Consider the following 15,553-nt stretch of genomic DNA (forward strand, 5'->3'; position numbering starts at 1 on the left):
CGTTCCACCCGTTTCTTGCGGCGTGTCTGCTCAACGCACCTTTTAGTCGCGGGCCCTGTGCAGGCGGGCTTCACACGCTAAAAGGGATGCGGACAAACCAGACAGGGAGAAATAAGTGACTCAGGGATTTTCAACACGCGCCATTCATGCCGGTAGCGCACCAGACCCGGTGACCGGGTCGCGCGCCCAGCCGATCCACCAGACAACCAGCTTCGTGTTCAAGAATGCCGAGCATGCCGCCAACCTGTTCGCGCTGAAGGAATTCGGCAATATCTATACACGGCTCGGCAACCCGACCACGGGCGCGCTGGAAGAACGCATCGCCAACCTGGAAGGGGGCACGATGGGTGTGGCGACGGCATCCGGCCATGCCGCCCAGCTGCTCGCCTTCCACGCGCTGATGTCCCCCGGCACGAACATTGTCGCTGCGCGCCAGCTCTATGGCGGCTCGATCAACCAGCTGTCACATGGTTTCAAGAAGTTCGGCTGGGAGGTCAAATTCGTCGACATCGACGATGTCGAGGGCTTTGAAGCCGCCATCGACGACAAGACCCGCCTGATCTTCACCGAGAGCCTCGCCAATCCGGGCGGCCTGGTCACGGATATTGCGGCGGTTGCCAAGATCGCGAAACGGCACGGCCTGCCCTTCATTGTCGACAACACGATGGCCTCTCCCTACCTCTGTCGCCCCCTGGAGCACGGCGCGAACATTGTCGTGGAGAGCCTGACGAAATTTGTTGGCGGACACGGCAATTCGATTGGCGGCATGCTGGTCGATGGCGGCAATTTCGACTGGATGGCCCACAGGGACAAGTTCCCGACCATGGCGACCCCGCAATCCTTCTACAATGACATGGTGTTCGGGGAAGCCTTCGGCGCGGTGCCGCTCGGCCCGGATGGCGCAAACGTGAATATTGCCTTTGCCATCGCGACCCGTGCGTTCTCGCTGCGCGACCTGGGTGCGGCCATGTCGCCGATGAATGCCTTCCTGATCATGACAGGCTGCGAAACCCTGCCTTTGCGGATGGACCGCCATTGCGCCAATGCCCTGGCCGTCGCCGAGCACCTGTCCAGTCACGAAAAGGTCGGCTGGGTGCGGTATGCAGGCCTGAAGGGCGACCCACACTATTCCCGGGCGCAGACATATATGCCGAAGGGCGCAGGCGCGGTCTTCACGTTCGGTCTGAAGGGCGGGCACGCCGCCGGCGTGAAACTTGTCGAGAGCGTGAAACTGTTCAGCCACCTCGCCAATATCGGCGACACGCGCTCGCTGATCATCCACCCCGCATCGACCACGCACAGCCAGTTGACCGATGCCCAGAAGGTTGCGGCAGGCGCCGCGCCTGACACCGTGCGCCTTTCGGTCGGGATCGAGGATGTCGCCGACATCATCGCAGATCTTGACCAGGCGCTGGCGGCGCTCTGACGCGCAAGAATCCCCTTCCCTGATGTGCTGAACGCCTGCATTGTATGCGCTTGGCCAACAGGGGAGGGCTCACGCCCATGGCAGATGCCCGCAGCGTTATCCTGCACGAATATCCGACGTCTCCCTTTGCGGAGAAAGTGCGCCTGGCGCTCAAGCTGAAGAACCTCGCCTACAGCCGGGTCGAGATCCCGGTCATCATGCCGCGGCCCGACCTGATGCCGCTGACCGGTGGCTATCGCCGCACGCCGGTGATGCAGATCGGCGCGGACATCTATTGCGACACCGCGATCATCCTGCGCGAACTGGAAACCCGGTTCGCTACCGTGTCGCTGCGTACGCCCGGCCAGGAAGGCCTTTCCCAGATGGTGGCGGGCTGGACCGACGGGCGCTGGTTCCAGTCTTCGGTCGCGGTGATCTTCGGCGCGATCGGCGATTCCGTGCCGGATGCCTTCAAGAAGGATCGTGAGGAACTGTCCGGCCGGCCGTTCGACACCGAGGCGATGAAACAGGTCGCCCCCATGATGCGCGACCAGTGGCGCGCCCGCCTGATGTTGCTGGAAGAGCGCCTGCAAGCCGGCCGGGGCGCCGGGGCAGGCAATTACCTGATCGGTGCCAAACCCGGCTTTGTCGATGTCCATGCCTATATGAATGTCTGGTTCATGATGAATACGCTGCCCGACTTCGCCAATACCTGCCTCGAAGCCGCGCCGCTGACGCGGGCATGGTATGACCGGCTGACCGAGGCGGAAGGCCAGGAGCCGGAAACGATTTCATCCAGGGCCGCGCTCGACATTGCGAAACCCGCCGCACCGCGCCTCGTCATGGCATCAACGGTCAACGAGCCTCAAGGCTTTGCGCCGGGCGAAACAGTGGCCGTCGCGCCGGATGATTACGGCCAGGTCTGGGTCGAGGGTGAACTGGTGCATGCCGACGCGCAACGCATCGTCCTGCAACGCACCTCGCCGGAAGCCGAGACGATCCATGTCCACTTCCCGCGCGCCGGCTTCCTCGTCCGTCGCGCCTGACCGAACCCGCCTGCGTCAGGTTTTGCGGTCGAGCACGAAGTTCACGCCTTCGGTGTAGCCGGCCGCATAGGCCGCATCACGAATGAGGACGACCGTGCCGCTCTTCGCCTTGGGGTCGGCCTTGATAAGGATGCGAACATCCGGCGACGCAGCCCGGACGCGTTCGATATTGGCGCGGACCGAACCGATATCGGTCGGGCGGCCATCGACCGTGACGACACCGGATTCGGCGACCGCGACGACCATCGCTTTCTGGGCCGGGTCTGCCGTTCCGTCGGTGGGGGGCGGCTCGAGCCCGAGCGCGTCTTCCTGCGCGAATGTCGCTGTGACGATGAAAAAGATCAACAGGATGAAGACCACGTCCAGCATGGGCGTCAGGTCCACATGCGATTCTGTCATCCGGCGAATTGAACGCCCTCTCATGCGCATTTCCTCCTTGCATTGCCCGGATGTCTGATCGCATCCGTTACAGGATACCATAACATGAAATGGCGGATCCCCCCAGAGTCTTTCGATCATCATTCCGGACTGGGGGCCGGAACGGAAAACGCCGCCCTCTTGCAAGGGCGGCGTTTGTTGGTGGACTGAAGGCTGCGGTGCCTAGAACTTGACGACCGCCTTGCCGTACACGAAGCGGCCGGAGCTGCCGTACGGGATATAGCCCGAGAATGGCGTATTGCCGGTGCCGTTCTGCGATGCCGGAGCCGGATCGCCATACTCGTCGAACACGTTGTCCGCGCCGAGCGACAGGGTCACGCGTTCGTTCCAGGTATAACGGCCCTCGATATCGAGGAGCGTGTTGGGATCGATCGTGTAGTCGTTGGCAGGGTTGGAGCTAGGCACGAGCACTTCGCCGTAGCGGATGGCCCGGACCGTCGCCCCGAACGGACCGCGTTCCCAGTCAAGCGAACCGGTGAACTTGTCCTTCGGTGTGCCGTCCTCGAACGTCTTCACGTTGATACGGGCGAACAGGACCGGATTCGAGGGCAGTGCCGTCAGCTGAGGGATCGCCGGAACAGCGGTCACATCCGTCTTGTTGAAGTTTGCCCCGAACGTCGCGTTGAACTTGCCGAAGTCCGTTTCCGGGAAGGCGTAGTTCGCAACGATATCGACGCCGGACGTTTCCGTGTCGACGCCGTTCAGGAAGAACCGGCCACCGCCGGATCCGATAAAGCCCTCGGACTGGAGGAAGTCACGCACGTCCTGCGATGTCAGGTTTTCCGACAACACGATCCGGTCGTTCACATCGATGCGGTAGGCATCGACGGTCACATTGAGCGGTCCGTTGCGGAACACCGCGCCGATCGAATAGTTGATCGACTCTTCGGCATCGAGCGGCTCGGCCCCGAGCGCCACGGCCACCGGGTCTGTAACCGGGAACGTGGTGATGTCGAACGGCACGCCATTGATGAAGTTCGTCGACGTGGTCGCATAGTACTGCTGCTGCAAGGACGGCGCACGGAAGCCGTTCTGGACCGAGCCGCGAAGTGCGAACATGTCGTTGAAATCATACCGGGCAGAGATCTTGGCAGTCACCGTCTCGCCGAAATCCGAATAGGATTCGGCACGCACGGCACCTGACAACAGGAAGGCATCGGTGACGTTGGCTTCGAGGTCGATATAGGCGCCGATAGCTGTGCGGTCCTCATCGACTTCGTTGGCCGGACGGAAGCCGGGGAACACCTGGCTGCCCGATGCGGTGGGCCCACCGCCTGGAAGCGTGACGCCACCATTGATGTAGCTGTCCACTTCGCCAGCATTGATCTCGTACATTTCCTGACGTGCTTCCACACCCCAGGCGACGTTGAGCGGGGACGCGAGCCCGCCGACATCAAATCCGCGAACGGCCGAGAGGTTTGCCACGACCTGGCTGTACTTGAAGCCACCAGCATCGAAGGCAGTCTTCGACGACGGTCCGATCGAACGGTTCAGTGTGTTCTCGATCGTGAATTCCATCTCGTTCGAGCCGTAGACCACGGACGCATCCATGTCCCAGCCACCGGCCTGGAAGCGGGCACCGCCTGCAACCGACGCATCGGTTGTCTCAGGCGAGATCAGCGGCAGGAAGCCATTGGGATAGATTTCGATGACATTTCGGTCGTCGAGGGCCCGGCGATAGAAGCCCGCAGACGTCGTGTCACGGTCCTGGTAGCTGGCCCAGCCGTAAAGCTCGACACCGTTTTCGAGATTGTAGCCGGCATTCGCGAAGATCGTGCTCTGTTCAAGTTCCGGCTCGCCTGTCCAGGCGTTGAAGCGGTTGATTACAGCCTCGCCGGGATCAAATCCACCGCCCACGGGCGTCGGGTACTGCTGGCGCACATCGAAGCCGGAGCGTTCAGTATGCTGCTGGTCCTTGTACTCAGCCGACAGGGTCAGCCAGCCATCCTGACCGAGGGCAAAACCCTTCCAGCCGGACAGCGTGACGACATGGCCGTCGGACCGTTCGCGGGAAATCTCGCCGCTGGCAGGCACCGAGACGCCCATTCCGGCGGCAGGTGTGTTGACCGGAACGGTGTATTCGGTTTCGCGCCAGCCATAGCTGACACCGGCGGAGCCGCCTTCGGATGCTTCGCGCAGATTGACGTTGATCACGCCGGCGATGGCGTCGGAACCGTACTGGGCCGAAGCACCATCACGCAGGACTTCGATACCGGACACGGCATCGGTCGGGATCGTGTTGAGGTCGACGGCCGACGTGCCGCGGCCGATTGATCCGTTCACATTTACGAGAGACGCCATGTGGCGGCGCTTGCCGTTGACCAGGACGAGCGTCTGGTCGGGGCCGAGGCCGCGAAGCGTTGCCGGGCGGACGGAGTCCGTACCGTCATTCAGCGCCGGGCGCGGAAAGTTGAAACTCGGAAGCTGGACCGACAGGGCCTGGTTGAGTTCGCCGATGCCGATCTTTTCGAGCGATGCGGCCGAAACGACATCCACCGCAACCGCGGTGTCGAGCGCCGACCGGTTGGCGACGCGCGTACCGAGTGTCACGACAGTCTCCAGCGTACGGTCTGAATCCGCTGCCGTGTCTTCCTGCGCGAGTGCGGGGATGGTGATTGATGAGATGGCCACAAGCGCGGTGGCAGCACGCAGAACATGCTTCAATTGCATGGTTTGGTCCTCCTTGACCTGTATGGGCACCCGCTGTGGGACCCTGAAAGAATGCCCCCTTGAGCACCCAAAACCAAAACAAAGAGTGGAGATAGCCGAACAAATCTCAAGTGGACTTACTCTTTTGTTTCCTGCTTGTGGCAATTATGACACTGCCGTCACGACCAAGCTGAATACGAGCAATCAATTCTGAAGGGGCCGAAATGAATAGACGACTTTGCCTGATAACAGGGGCTTCGGCCGGAATCGGGGCAGAATTTGCCCGCCAGTATGCCGCACTCGGCTGGGACCTCGCGATCACCGCGCGGCGCAAGGACAGGCTCGAAATGCTCGCGACCGAGCTCGAGGCAACCCACAAGATCACCGTCATTCCGCTCGTGCAGGATCTCGCCCGGGCCAACTCGGCAGACAAGATTCTGGAGACGCTTGCAGGCCAGGGCCGGCATGTCGACGCCCTCGTCAACAATGCCGGTTATGGCCTGCCCGGCACTTTCTTCAACACCGGATGGAAGGACCAGGCGGCATTCATCCGGGTGCTGTACTCTGCCCCCGTCGAGCTGACCCACAAGGTGCTGCCCGGCATGGCCGAGCGCGGCTATGGCCGCATCATCAATGTCGCGTCGCTGGCCGGCTATGCGCCGGGCACGGCAGGCCACACGCTGTATGCCAGCGTCAAGGCCGGCCTGATCAAGTTCTCCGAGAGCATCAATGCGGAGTGCGCTGCCGGCGGGCACAAGGACATCCACTGCACCGCGCTGTGCCCCGGTTTCACCTGGAGCGAATTCCACGACGTCAACGGCACGCGGGAGGATACCGACAAGATGCCGAAATGGATGTGGATGGAAGCCGCGCCAGTGGTGAGGGCCGGCATAGACGCCGTCAACAAGGGCAGCCCGGTCATCGTGCCCGGCCTCGCCAACAAGACCCTCGCCACCCTGACCCGCATCCTGCCCGAGCCCCTGACGCGTACCCTGGCAGGCCGGCAGTCAAAGCGGTACCGCCGGACGGAATAGCTAGGGCGTGCGCGTCCGGAAGGACTTGAGAATCGCGATCTTTGCCTGACGCGCCGCTGCAGCCGACTTCCTGGCTTCTACGGCCTCCATGAACACGACGACGTCCAGCGCGCGTTTCCGTGCCGCCTTGCTGGCATTCACGTTGACACCGATCGCCTGCAACGCCGTGTAGGCGTGCACCCGCATCTCGTCCCATCTTTGGCGCAGGGCCGGGCGGGGAAAGCCAATCGATGCGTCCATGGCCGCGAGGATCTCGGGCGCATCATTCAGGTGGTCGTTCGTCATCACCGTCAGCGCCAGAAGCAGGACCGACATCTCGGTGCGCGTCTTCCCGATCAGGTCGATTGCAAGGATGTTGGCATAGCCGAATTCAGGCCGGTCCTTTGCCTCGGCGATCATGAAGGCGAGGCGGCCGAGTTCGGCATTCGACACCGTGCTCGCCCGGTTCCTGGCATCGATAAGCACCTGCTCGAAATTCTGCTTCTCGGTCAGCGCGGTCGCTTCACTTGCGCGCGGCAGGTTCAGGCCGGACCAGCGGTCGGCGAGCTGCCAGATCTGGTTCTTGGGATCGCCGGCCAGCAGGCTGTACTTGGCGATCATCCAGCGTGCGCCAGCTTTGACATCGTCGCGATGGTCAGTCACCAGTTCGTTCAGCCGATCCCGGCTGTAGGGCCATTTCACTGTGGCCGACTGACTGTTCACGTGCCGCTCGACGCGCTCGACGAATGCCCGTTTGGCCTTGAAGAAGGAATTTTCGGCAAGCATCACGACGGGGTTCTGCGGCTGGTCTGTGGCAGGCGCTTCCTTCCACGCCGCGTATTCCTCGGCCGTGGCCGGTTCTATCCCGCGCTCGAAGAAATCCTCCTCGGTGATCGGGTCCAGCACATCGAGCTGGCCTGAATCGTAGAGCTTGCGCTGCGCGCTGTTGCGCTGGACGATCGAGATGGCCTGGAACAGCGCCGCCATCACCACGAAATCGACCAGGACGCGCGCACCAAAGATCAGGTGCTTGCCGATCGTCGCGTCGGGATGGGCCTCGATGATGTTCGGCTGCGGCGTGAACCCGTAGATTTCCGCCCAGTCGACAAGCGGAACCGCCTTGAACAGTTCGAGCCCGAAGAACTGGATCCAGTCAACGAATGTCTGGTCGCGCACGAGTTCGCTGCGCAGGGTGAAGGCCCCCGTCATCTCGTTGAGCTGGAACAGGGTCAGCGGCACCAGAATGAACAGGTAGGCGTAGGCGAGCATCGCTTCGTCGCGCAGGTCGTTACCGAAGCCGACATGGATGTCCTGGCCCTTGGTGGTGCGCAGCCGCGCGGCCGTCTCCCGGTCCCCTTCGATCCACGCCCACCGCCGGCCAACCGCCAGGGCGAACAGGAATGCCAGAAAGATCGGGATCAGCCCCCACGGCTCGGGCAAGGCATAGCCAAGGGCCGTGAGGGGCGTCATCACGCCGATGACATAGAGATGATGCCAGCCCAGCCCGTGCCGCCCGTCCGGGGCCTGCGTTGCGCCCGTCATCGGCGCGACAAGGCGGACAAGGATCGAGTCCAGCCAGCTGGCCCACTTGGCGGGCGACAGGGCGAATGCCGGGCCGGCGGCCGCCACAGGCGGTTTCGACCTGCCCCGCTCGGAAAACAGGTTCAGTCCGCGCGTGATCGACGAAATCACGATGAAGAACACGAAGGCGAACACGATGAACAATGTCGCGAGCACACCCATGTCGGGACCGATGGACTGGAAGGCCTGGCGCCCCGCGGCCCAGGCCAGCAGGACGATCAGGCCCATCGCGAGCGCGCCGAAAAGGAGCGAGCCCGGAGAAATCGCGTCGTCCCGCAGCAGCTTGCCGCCACGTTGCGTATTGGCGACATCGCGCTCTGTTGCATAGATGCCGAAGGCGACCGGCACGAACGCCGCAAAAACCAGCGTCAGGAACACGATCCTCTGCCAGGCGATGTCGAGGTCGATCCCGAATCCCAGGCCGGGAACCGGGTTGCGGGACAGGAAGGCCGCCAGCGCCAACACTGCCAGCGAGATGAACAGCCAGGCGAAAAGTTCAGTCACGCACAGGCGGCGCGCTTCCTGGCCCCTCGCATCGCGCTGTTTGAATTGCGTCTGACGCGCCCGGACACGCAAGATCCTGCCGGCCTGGAACAGGGCCCAGCCGGCCGTGCCTGATCCTGCCGCAAGGAGGCCGGGGCTCAGTTCGCGCCCACCGGGCGTGGCGAATGCAGTCATGTGGGCGCCCACAAGAAACAGCATGGCGAGAGCCACCAGCACCAACCCGTGGAGTTCAAGCAGGCCGGGCCACGTTTCGAACCGGTCGATCCGGAACCGGCGCGCCCAATCCTTGCTCGCTTTTAGCGCGAATTCTGCGTCTGCCTCCACGTCCCGCTCCCACCCTGGATTTAACATTTTGTTAATTCTAGGCCCATCCAGCCAGAACGGGGAACCCGCAAAACGACCGCAGCGCGAATTATTTCGTTTTGGAAACAAACGGCCCTGCGTTGGTGCACCGCACAATTCCGGCCATGACTCTTCGCGCCCGCGCACTATAGTAGGTGCAACGACCGAAGATCGTGGAGAACAGTATGGACGGCGCAGCAGGCGAGACACTCGAGAAATCCCCCGTCATGACAGGGCTTGTGCCTGCCATGGCCAGCGCTGTGTCAGCGCTGGAAGCCTATGTGGCGGCCGCCACAAGCGCTGCCGGGGCACAGCTGAAACGCCCGGACGGCAAGCCGGACCGCAAGGCGCTGGAACGTCACCAGCACATGGCGCACGGCCTGTCCTGGGTGACCACATATCTCGAAACCCTGCGCCAGACGGCCGCGTGGGCCGCCCGGCTCGATGCCGAGGGCAGCTTCGGCGAAGTGGAATCCCTGCTGTCACAGATCCTGTTTGGGGAATATTGCGCCCAGCTGATCGGCGGCATTCCGATGAACCAGGGCGAAATCGTCCGCCCAATCGACCTCGGCTGCTCGACCGCCGACATGCAGCTCCTGTTCGCACCGCCGATCCAGCGCTTCGTGCTGGAAGGCAAGACGCCGGCCACGATGGCGGCGGCCGCAAGGTTCCTGCCTGACGCCCTCTCCCGCAATACGGTCGAGAATACCGGGCTGGACGAGACGATGAGCATGGTGCGCGACCAGTTTGCGAAATTCGCCTCCGACAAGATCAAGCCGCACGCCCATGGCTGGCACATGCGCAACGACTATATCCCGATGGACGTGGTCAGCGAGATGGCCGATCTCGGCGTGTTCGGCCTGACCATCCCGGAAGAATTCGGTGGCTTCGGCATGGGCAAGATCGCCATGTGCGTTGTCTCCGAGGAACTGTCGCGCGGCTATATCGGCACCGGATCGCTTGGCACACGCAGCGAGATCGCAGCCGAGCTGATCCTGATCGGCGGCACCGACGACCAGAAGACAAAATGGCTGCCGCTGATTGCCAGCGGCGAAATCCTGCCAACAGCCGTCTTCACCGAGCCGAACACGGGCTCGGACCTCGGCAGCCTGCGTACGCGCGCGGTGAAAACCGAAGACGGCAGCGAATACGCGATCACCGGCAACAAGACCTGGATCACCCACCCGGTCCGGGCCGACGTGATGACTGTGCTGGCCCGTACCGATCCGGATACGAACAATTTCTCCGGCCTGTCCATGTTCCTGGCGGAAAAGCCGCGCGGTGACGATGCCAATCCCTTCCCTGCCGAAGGCATGTCCGGCGGCGAGATCGAGGTGATCGGCTATCGCGGCATGAAGGAATACGAAATCGGCTTTGACGATTTCCGCGTGAAATCGGAAAACCTGCTCGGCGGCGTCGAGGGCCAGGGCTTCCGCCAGTTGATGGCGACATTCGAAAGCGCCCGCATCCAGACGGCCGCACGCGGTATCGGCGTGGCGCAGAACGCCTTCGAGATCGGCCTGCAATACGCGCTGGACCGCAACCAGTTCGGCCACCCGATCTATTCGTTCCCGCGCGTGTCCAACAAGCTGGTGATGATGGCTGCCGAACTGATCGGCGTGCGCCAGCTGACCTATTTCTCGGCCCGCCAGAAAGACGCCGACAAGCGCTGCGACCTCGAAGCCGGCATGGCGAAACTGCTCGCCGCGCGCGTCGCCTGGGCGGCCGCCGACAATGCGCTGCAGATTCATGGCGGCAACGGCTTTGCCGTCGAATACCCGATCAGCCGCCTGCTGGCCGATGCGCGCATCCTCAACATTTTCGAGGGTGCCGGTGAAGTTCAGGCCATGGTGATCGCGCGCAGGCTGCTCGAAGGCGGGAACTGATCCCCGCCTTCGACGCCCCGCCTAGCGGATAATGCCGCCCAGCGGTTCAATGTCGGCTGGTTCGTGCTGGATGATGACCTTCGCACCGAGCCGGTCAGCGCGCGCTTCGAACGTTTCCATCGAGGCCAGCGTGTCGGGTTCGCTGGAATTGAAGCTCGGGACGCGTTTCAGTTCCCGGCTTTCGGTGCGGTGATAGAGGTCGCCGGTCAGCAGGACAGGGCCGCTTTCCGGCATCATCAGTTGCAGCGATGAATGGCCCGGCGTGTGGCCCGGCGTCTCGAAGATTACGACCGACCCGTCACCGAACACGTCATATTCATCGCCGATCACCTGTTGTTTCATCGGGCTGAACATCGCGAAGGTCGGTGCGAGGCTCGGGTCGTAGGGCGCCGAGCCGTCCGGCGGGAACATCGCGTCCTTTTCCTTCTGGTTGACCAGCCAGGTGGCACCCTGAACCTGGTCGACCTGGCCGATATGATCGAAGTGGCTGTGAGAGATCGCGACATAGGTAATATCGGACGGCGCGATGTCATACGCGGCCAGCTGGTCCGTGATCGACCTGTCCATCGACACCGTGAACACGCCTTGCGTCATCTCGCCATTGCCAACCAGCATGCCGGGCAGGCCCAGGTCCCACAACAGCATGCCCTTCGGATGATGGACCAGGAAGCACGTGTCGGTGAACGTATCGGACTGGCCGGCATAATCGCCAGCCGTGGAGAAGATATCGAGATCGGATAATTTGATCGTGCCGCAATCCAGCACCGCCACATGCAGGGGCTTTTCAACGGTCGCTGCTTCAGTCTCGACAGGAGCCGCTTCCGGCGCCAGCGCTTCGGTCCTTGGCGAGCAAGCTGCCAGCAAAGTTGCGGCTGACACCGCAAGCAACAGGTGGGTCAGGCGCATCGTGTTTCCCTCGGGTTTGATCCTTGTCGGCGATTCTAGTCCGAATTCGTGTCGTGTGAAAGCGTCTGTCCGTCGGGGCCCACCGTCCGGTAGAAACAGCTGTCGCGGCCGGTGTGACACGCCCCGCCCGTCTGGTTGACCCGCAGCAGCACCGCGTCCTGGTCACAATCAACACGCACTTCGACCACGTCCTGAACGTGCCCGGACGTCTCACCCTTGACCCAGAGTTCACCGCGCGAGCGTGACCAGTAGGTCGCCCGCCCCGTTTCAAGGGTGGCCGCCAGCGCATCAGCATTCATCCAGGCCAGCATCAGCACGTCGCCGCTGGCCGCGTCCTGGGCGATCGCCGCGACCAGGCCCTCGGCGTTGAATTTCGGACGCAGTTCAAGCGTCTCGTCCTGTTGTGTGCCGGAAAACGGCGGCGGAAAATCGGTCATGGCGCCTTCCATAGTTCAGCCCGCCCCGCCGCGCCAGCGGAACCCTCGCTTTGAAGGCGCGCTAGGGAAGGGTCACACAGAAGGGATTTCACGATGGACTGGATTGCCGCAAGCCCGCAGGCGCTTGGAATGGTCGCATTCACTGCCGCCACGATGTACGCTGCGCTGATCATCATGACGCGGGTCGCCGGCGTCCGCAGTTTCTCCAAGATGAGCGGCTTTGACTTTGCGGTTACCGTCTCGATCGGTTCTGTTCTCGCATCGGTCATTCTGACGCCGGACCCGCCCCTGGCGCAGGGCGTCATGGGCCTTGCCGTCCTGTTCGTGCTGCAGATGAGTGTTGCCTGGTTGCGCGTGCATTCCGACCTGTTCGAAGGCAGCACCAATAACAAGCCACGCCTGATCATGGCGAATGGCGAGATGCTGCGCGACCAGATGGCCAAGGCGAAGATCACCGAGAGTGACCTGCGGGGAAAGCTTCGCGAAGCCAATGTGCTGGACGTCAGCCAGGTGGATGCAGCCGTCGCCGAGACCACGGGCGACATCTCGGTCCTCCACCGCGAACGCGGCGACGCCCCCCTTTCGCCCGGCCTGCTGGACGGCGTCATTGACGCACATCGCTACCAGCCCCGACCCGTCCAGGCTTGATCTTCGCTGCCCTTTGCCGTGAAACCCGTCTAGACTGACAGGAAATCACTGAGGAGACGCGGCATGGCTGCATATACGGAAATTCTCGAGACACAGCAGGACGGCGTCCTGACCCTTACCCTGAATCGGCCCGAGCGCCTGAACGCCTGGACCCCGGTCATGCAGGCCGAACTGGAAACAGCCATCCGGGCCGCGGGTGACAATCCCGACGTGCGCTGCATCATCATTACCGGCGCGGGCCGTGGCTTTTGCGCCGGCGCCGACATGAACCACCTCCAGGACATCCAGGATGATACGGGCGGCGCGGCCGAGACGGCCACGGCGAGTGTCGAGCGTCCTGCACCCGCCGGTCTCGAGAAGATCTATGATGGCCGGTTTGGCTATCTCTATGCTTGTCCCAAGCCCATCATCGCCGCGATCAACGGGCCGTGCGCGGGCATCGGCCTCGTCTTTTCCCTGTTTGCCGACCTGCGCTTCACGACAGACGATGCGAAGTTCACGACGGCCTTCTCGCAGCGCGGGTTGATCGCAGAGCACGGCATCGGCTGGCTGTTGCCGCGCCTTGTCGGCGAAGCGAACGCGCTCGATCTTCTGTTCACCGGCCGCAAATTCACCGGCGCCGAGGCCGCAGACCTCGGCCTGGTCAACAAGTCGCTGCCTGCTGGCGAACTGATGCCGCATGTGCAGGAACTGGCCACGTTCCTCTCGACGCAGGTATCACCGCGCTCTCTTGCGGTCATGAAGCGGCAGGTCAGGGCATCCTATTTCCAGTCCTATACCGAGAGCCTTGCAGAAGCCGACGTTGAAATGGCGAAAAGCTTCACGACATTTGACTTCAAGGAAGGCGTGGCGAGTTTCGTTGAACGCCGTGCACCAGCCTTCCAGGGCAAATAGGCAGGAAAGACCCATTCCATGACCCGCCGCATAGACATTGTCGAAGTTGGCCCGCGCGACGGGCTGCAGAATGACCCGGCCAACCTGTCGGTCGAACAGAAGCTGGAATTCATTTCCCGGCTGGAGGCGGCCGGTGTGCGCCGGATGGAATCGGGCAGTTTCGTCAATCCGAAGGCCGTGCCGAAAATGGCCGACTCCGCCGCCGTCTTCGCCGGGCTCGACCGATCGCGCCAGACCCGCCACATCGCCCTCGCCCTCAACGAGAAGGGCGTCCGCCGCGCCATTGATGCGCGCGCCGACGAGATCAATTTCGTCCTCGTGGCAGGTGAAGGATTCGGCCGCCGCAACCAGGGCATGAGCCCGCAGGAAAGTGCCGACATGCTGGCCCAGTGCGCGCCGCTCGTCCTCGAGGCCGGCATTCCGCTATCGGCCACGATCTCAGTCGCATTCGGCGATCCCTATGACGGCGATGTCGATATTGCCGTCGTCGGAAATCTTGCGGCCCAGGCCCAGAGATCCGGCGTCAACGAACTCGCGCTCGGCGACACGATTGGTGTGGCGACACCCTGGGACGTGCGTGCCCGCATCGAGCGCGTCCGCATGGAAGCCCCTGACGTTTACCTGCGCATGCACTTTCACGACACGCGCGGCGCGGCGCTGGCCAATGTGGCCGCCGCGATCGACATGGGTGTGGACGTGATCGACGCGAGCTGCGGCGGCATCGGGGGCTGTCCGTTCGCACCGGCGGCGACGGGAAATGTTGCCACCGAAGACGTGGTCTACATGCTGGAACGGGCGGGCTTCGACACGGGGCTGGACCTTGGCAAGCTGATCGAGACAGCGCACTGGCTGGAGAAAGTCCTCCAGCACCCGGTCTCGTCGTCGCTCAGCCGGGCTGGCGCGTTCCCGCCAGCCAAGGTGCCGGTCTAGGCTATTCCGCCGCCAGGCGCGCCGCTTCGTCGTCCGACAGTTCCGAGTTGTCATAGACGTTCTGCACGTCATCAAGCTCGTCGAGCACATCGAGCAACTTCATCAACGTGTCGGCAGCATCGCCTTCGACCGGGATATTGTTCTGCGGTTTCCAGATCAGCTTTGTGGATTTCGCCTCGATGTCAGCGCCAAAGTGTTCAGCCAGCGCGTCAGCCACCGTCTGCAGGTCTTCCCGCGCCGTATAGATCCAGTGGCTCTCCTCGTCGGATTCCACGTCCTGCGCGCCTGCCATGATCGCCGCTTCCATCACCGCGTCTTCCGTCGCGATGCTCGCGTCGTATTCGATCTCGCCAACCTGGTCGAAGCTGAACGAGACAGAGCCGGTTTCGCCGAGATTGCCGCCATTCTTGGAAAAGGCCGTGCGGACATCCGTTGCCGTGCGGTTCTTGTTGTCGGTCGAGGCCTCCACGATGATGCCGACGCCGCCAGGGCCGAAGCCCTCGTAGCGGATGTCCACATAATCTTCGCCGGCGCCGCCCTGGCCCTTGTCGATGGCGCGCTGGATATTGTCCTTCGGGACCGACTGGCCCTTGGCGTTCTGGATGGCGAGCCTCAGGCGCGGGTTTCCGTCCGGGTCGGGCCCACCCATCTTGGATGCGATCGTAATCTCTTTCGACAGACGCGCGAACCGGACGGCACGCTTCTTGTCCTGCGCACCTTTACGGTGCTGGATATTTGCCCATTTACTATGGCCAGCCATGAAAACCTCTTTGGGGTCGGGAACCTGAAGCGTGCGCTTTAGCGCAGGAAAGGGCATGCGCCAAGCTCCCCGGCGACAGGCCTTGCAGCAGCGCGCCAATTCTCCGATGTTACG

The 15,553-nt window shown here is 62.8% G+C and carries 13 protein-coding genes; 7 read left to right on the forward strand and 6 right to left on the reverse strand.

Translation table 11 applies throughout. The annotated features are described in order from the left end of the window. Window positions 1-115: 115 nt before the first annotated feature. Together HJO_RS11035 and HJO_RS11040 are read left to right on the forward strand one after the other, a co-directional pair. Window positions 116-1,426 (forward strand): O-acetylhomoserine aminocarboxypropyltransferase, encoded by a 1,311-nt coding sequence (locus HJO_RS11035; protein ID WP_035616910.1) that lies wholly within the window; start codon window positions 116-118, stop codon window positions 1,424-1,426. A gap of 77 nt (window positions 1,427-1,503) precedes the next feature. Beyond that, window positions 1,504-2,451 carry a glutathione S-transferase gene (locus HJO_RS11040; protein WP_035616911.1) on the forward strand — a complete coding sequence of 316 codons (948 nt, stop codon included), beginning with the start codon at window positions 1,504-1,506 and terminating at the stop codon, window positions 2,449-2,451. Window positions 2,452-2,466: 15 nt separating this feature from the next. Here HJO_RS11040 and HJO_RS11045 read toward each other — a convergent pair whose 3' ends face one another. Continuing rightward, complete coding sequence (locus HJO_RS11045) at window positions 2,467-2,874, reverse strand: ExbD/TolR family protein (RefSeq protein ID WP_051618528.1); 408 nt, start codon at window positions 2,872-2,874, stop codon at window positions 2,467-2,469. Between the two features lie 177 nt (window positions 2,875-3,051). Then, window positions 3,052-5,559 carry a TonB-dependent receptor plug domain-containing protein gene (locus HJO_RS11050; RefSeq protein ID WP_051618548.1) on the reverse strand — a complete coding sequence of 836 codons (2,508 nt, stop codon included), beginning with the start codon at window positions 5,557-5,559 and terminating at the stop codon, window positions 3,052-3,054. Between the two features lie 203 nt (window positions 5,560-5,762). Between HJO_RS11050 and HJO_RS11055 the strand changes: the two genes are divergently transcribed. After that, window positions 5,763-6,572 (forward strand): SDR family NAD(P)-dependent oxidoreductase, encoded by an 810-nt coding sequence (locus tag HJO_RS11055; RefSeq protein WP_035616913.1) that lies wholly within the window; start codon window positions 5,763-5,765, stop codon window positions 6,570-6,572. Here the strand turns inward: HJO_RS11055 and HJO_RS11060 are convergent, their stop codons facing one another. After that, a complete protein-coding gene (locus HJO_RS11060) occupies window positions 6,573-8,960 on the reverse strand; it encodes a hypothetical protein (RefSeq protein ID WP_035616914.1) in 2,388 nt (795 codons plus the stop codon). It lies immediately after the preceding gene. A gap of 203 nt (window positions 8,961-9,163) precedes the next feature. On the opposite strand from HJO_RS11060, the gene HJO_RS11065 reads away from it, so the two are divergent. Further along, the gene (locus HJO_RS11065) at window positions 9,164-10,864 is read left to right on the forward strand and encodes an acyl-CoA dehydrogenase family protein (RefSeq protein WP_035616915.1); all 1,701 of its coding nucleotides are present in this window, start codon (window positions 9,164-9,166) and stop codon (window positions 10,862-10,864) included. A 21-nt stretch (window positions 10,865-10,885) separates the two neighbouring features. On the opposite strand, the gene HJO_RS11070 is transcribed toward HJO_RS11065, so the two are convergent. Together HJO_RS11070 and hisI are read right to left on the reverse strand one after the other, a co-directional pair. Beyond that, window positions 10,886-11,770: an N-acyl homoserine lactonase family protein gene (locus tag HJO_RS11070; protein WP_035616916.1), complete on the reverse strand. Its 885-nt coding sequence runs from the start codon at window positions 11,768-11,770 to the stop codon at window positions 10,886-10,888. A gap of 35 nt (window positions 11,771-11,805) precedes the next feature. After that, window positions 11,806-12,207 (reverse strand): phosphoribosyl-AMP cyclohydrolase, encoded by a 402-nt coding sequence (gene hisI / locus HJO_RS11075; RefSeq protein WP_035617181.1) that lies wholly within the window; start codon window positions 12,205-12,207, stop codon window positions 11,806-11,808. A 93-nt stretch (window positions 12,208-12,300) separates the two neighbouring features. Here hisI and HJO_RS11080 point away from each other — a divergent pair, with 93 nt between their 5' ends. The 3 genes from HJO_RS11080 to HJO_RS11090 all read left to right on the forward strand — a co-directional run bounded on the left by HJO_RS11080 (window position 12,301) and on the right by HJO_RS11090 (window position 14,679). Next, on the forward strand, window positions 12,301-12,855 hold the full coding sequence (locus tag HJO_RS11080; protein WP_035616918.1) for a DUF421 domain-containing protein: 555 nt from the start codon (window positions 12,301-12,303) through the stop codon (window positions 12,853-12,855). Window positions 12,856-12,918: 63 nt separating this feature from the next. After that, window positions 12,919-13,749 carry an enoyl-CoA hydratase gene (locus HJO_RS11085; RefSeq protein ID WP_035616920.1) on the forward strand — a complete coding sequence of 277 codons (831 nt, stop codon included), beginning with the start codon at window positions 12,919-12,921 and terminating at the stop codon, window positions 13,747-13,749. Window positions 13,750-13,767: 18 nt separating this feature from the next. Then, entirely contained in the window at window positions 13,768-14,679 is a 912-nt protein-coding gene (locus tag HJO_RS11090; RefSeq protein WP_035616921.1) for a hydroxymethylglutaryl-CoA lyase, read from the forward strand. A gap of 1 nt (window position 14,680) precedes the next feature. Here the strand turns inward: HJO_RS11090 and HJO_RS11095 are convergent, their stop codons facing one another. After that, a complete protein-coding gene (locus tag HJO_RS11095) occupies window positions 14,681-15,439 on the reverse strand; it encodes a YebC/PmpR family DNA-binding transcriptional regulator (protein WP_035616922.1) in 759 nt (252 codons plus the stop codon). Window positions 15,440-15,553 lie beyond the last annotated feature (114 nt).

This window comes from Hyphomonas johnsonii MHS-2, assembly GCF_000685275.1.
Lineage (GTDB): Bacteria > Pseudomonadota > Alphaproteobacteria > Caulobacterales > Hyphomonadaceae > Hyphomonas > Hyphomonas johnsonii.

Excerpts from the sequence above, each read along its gene's own strand:
- HJO_RS11040 (WP_035616911.1), top strand. The coding sequence starts at position 1,504 with ATGGCAGATGCCCGCAGCGTTATCCTGCACGAATATCCGACGTCTCCC.
- HJO_RS11045 (WP_051618528.1), bottom strand. The coding sequence starts at position 2,874 with ATGAGAGGGCGTTCAATTCGCCGGATGACAGAATCGCATGTGGACCTG.
- HJO_RS11050 (WP_051618548.1), bottom strand. The coding sequence starts at position 5,559 with ATGCAATTGAAGCATGTTCTGCGTGCTGCCACCGCGCTTGTGGCCATC.
- HJO_RS11055 (WP_035616913.1), top strand. The coding sequence starts at position 5,763 with ATGAATAGACGACTTTGCCTGATAACAGGGGCTTCGGCCGGAATCGGG.
- HJO_RS11065 (WP_035616915.1), top strand. The coding sequence starts at position 9,164 with ATGGACGGCGCAGCAGGCGAGACACTCGAGAAATCCCCCGTCATGACA.
- HJO_RS11070 (WP_035616916.1), bottom strand. The coding sequence starts at position 11,770 with ATGCGCCTGACCCACCTGTTGCTTGCGGTGTCAGCCGCAACTTTGCTG.
- hisI (WP_035617181.1), bottom strand. The coding sequence starts at position 12,207 with ATGACCGATTTTCCGCCGCCGTTTTCCGGCACACAACAGGACGAGACG.
- HJO_RS11080 (WP_035616918.1), top strand. The coding sequence starts at position 12,301 with ATGGACTGGATTGCCGCAAGCCCGCAGGCGCTTGGAATGGTCGCATTC.
- HJO_RS11085 (WP_035616920.1), top strand. The coding sequence starts at position 12,919 with ATGGCTGCATATACGGAAATTCTCGAGACACAGCAGGACGGCGTCCTG.
- HJO_RS11090 (WP_035616921.1), top strand. The coding sequence starts at position 13,768 with ATGACCCGCCGCATAGACATTGTCGAAGTTGGCCCGCGCGACGGGCTG.
- HJO_RS11095 (WP_035616922.1), bottom strand. The coding sequence starts at position 15,439 with ATGGCTGGCCATAGTAAATGGGCAAATATCCAGCACCGTAAAGGTGCG.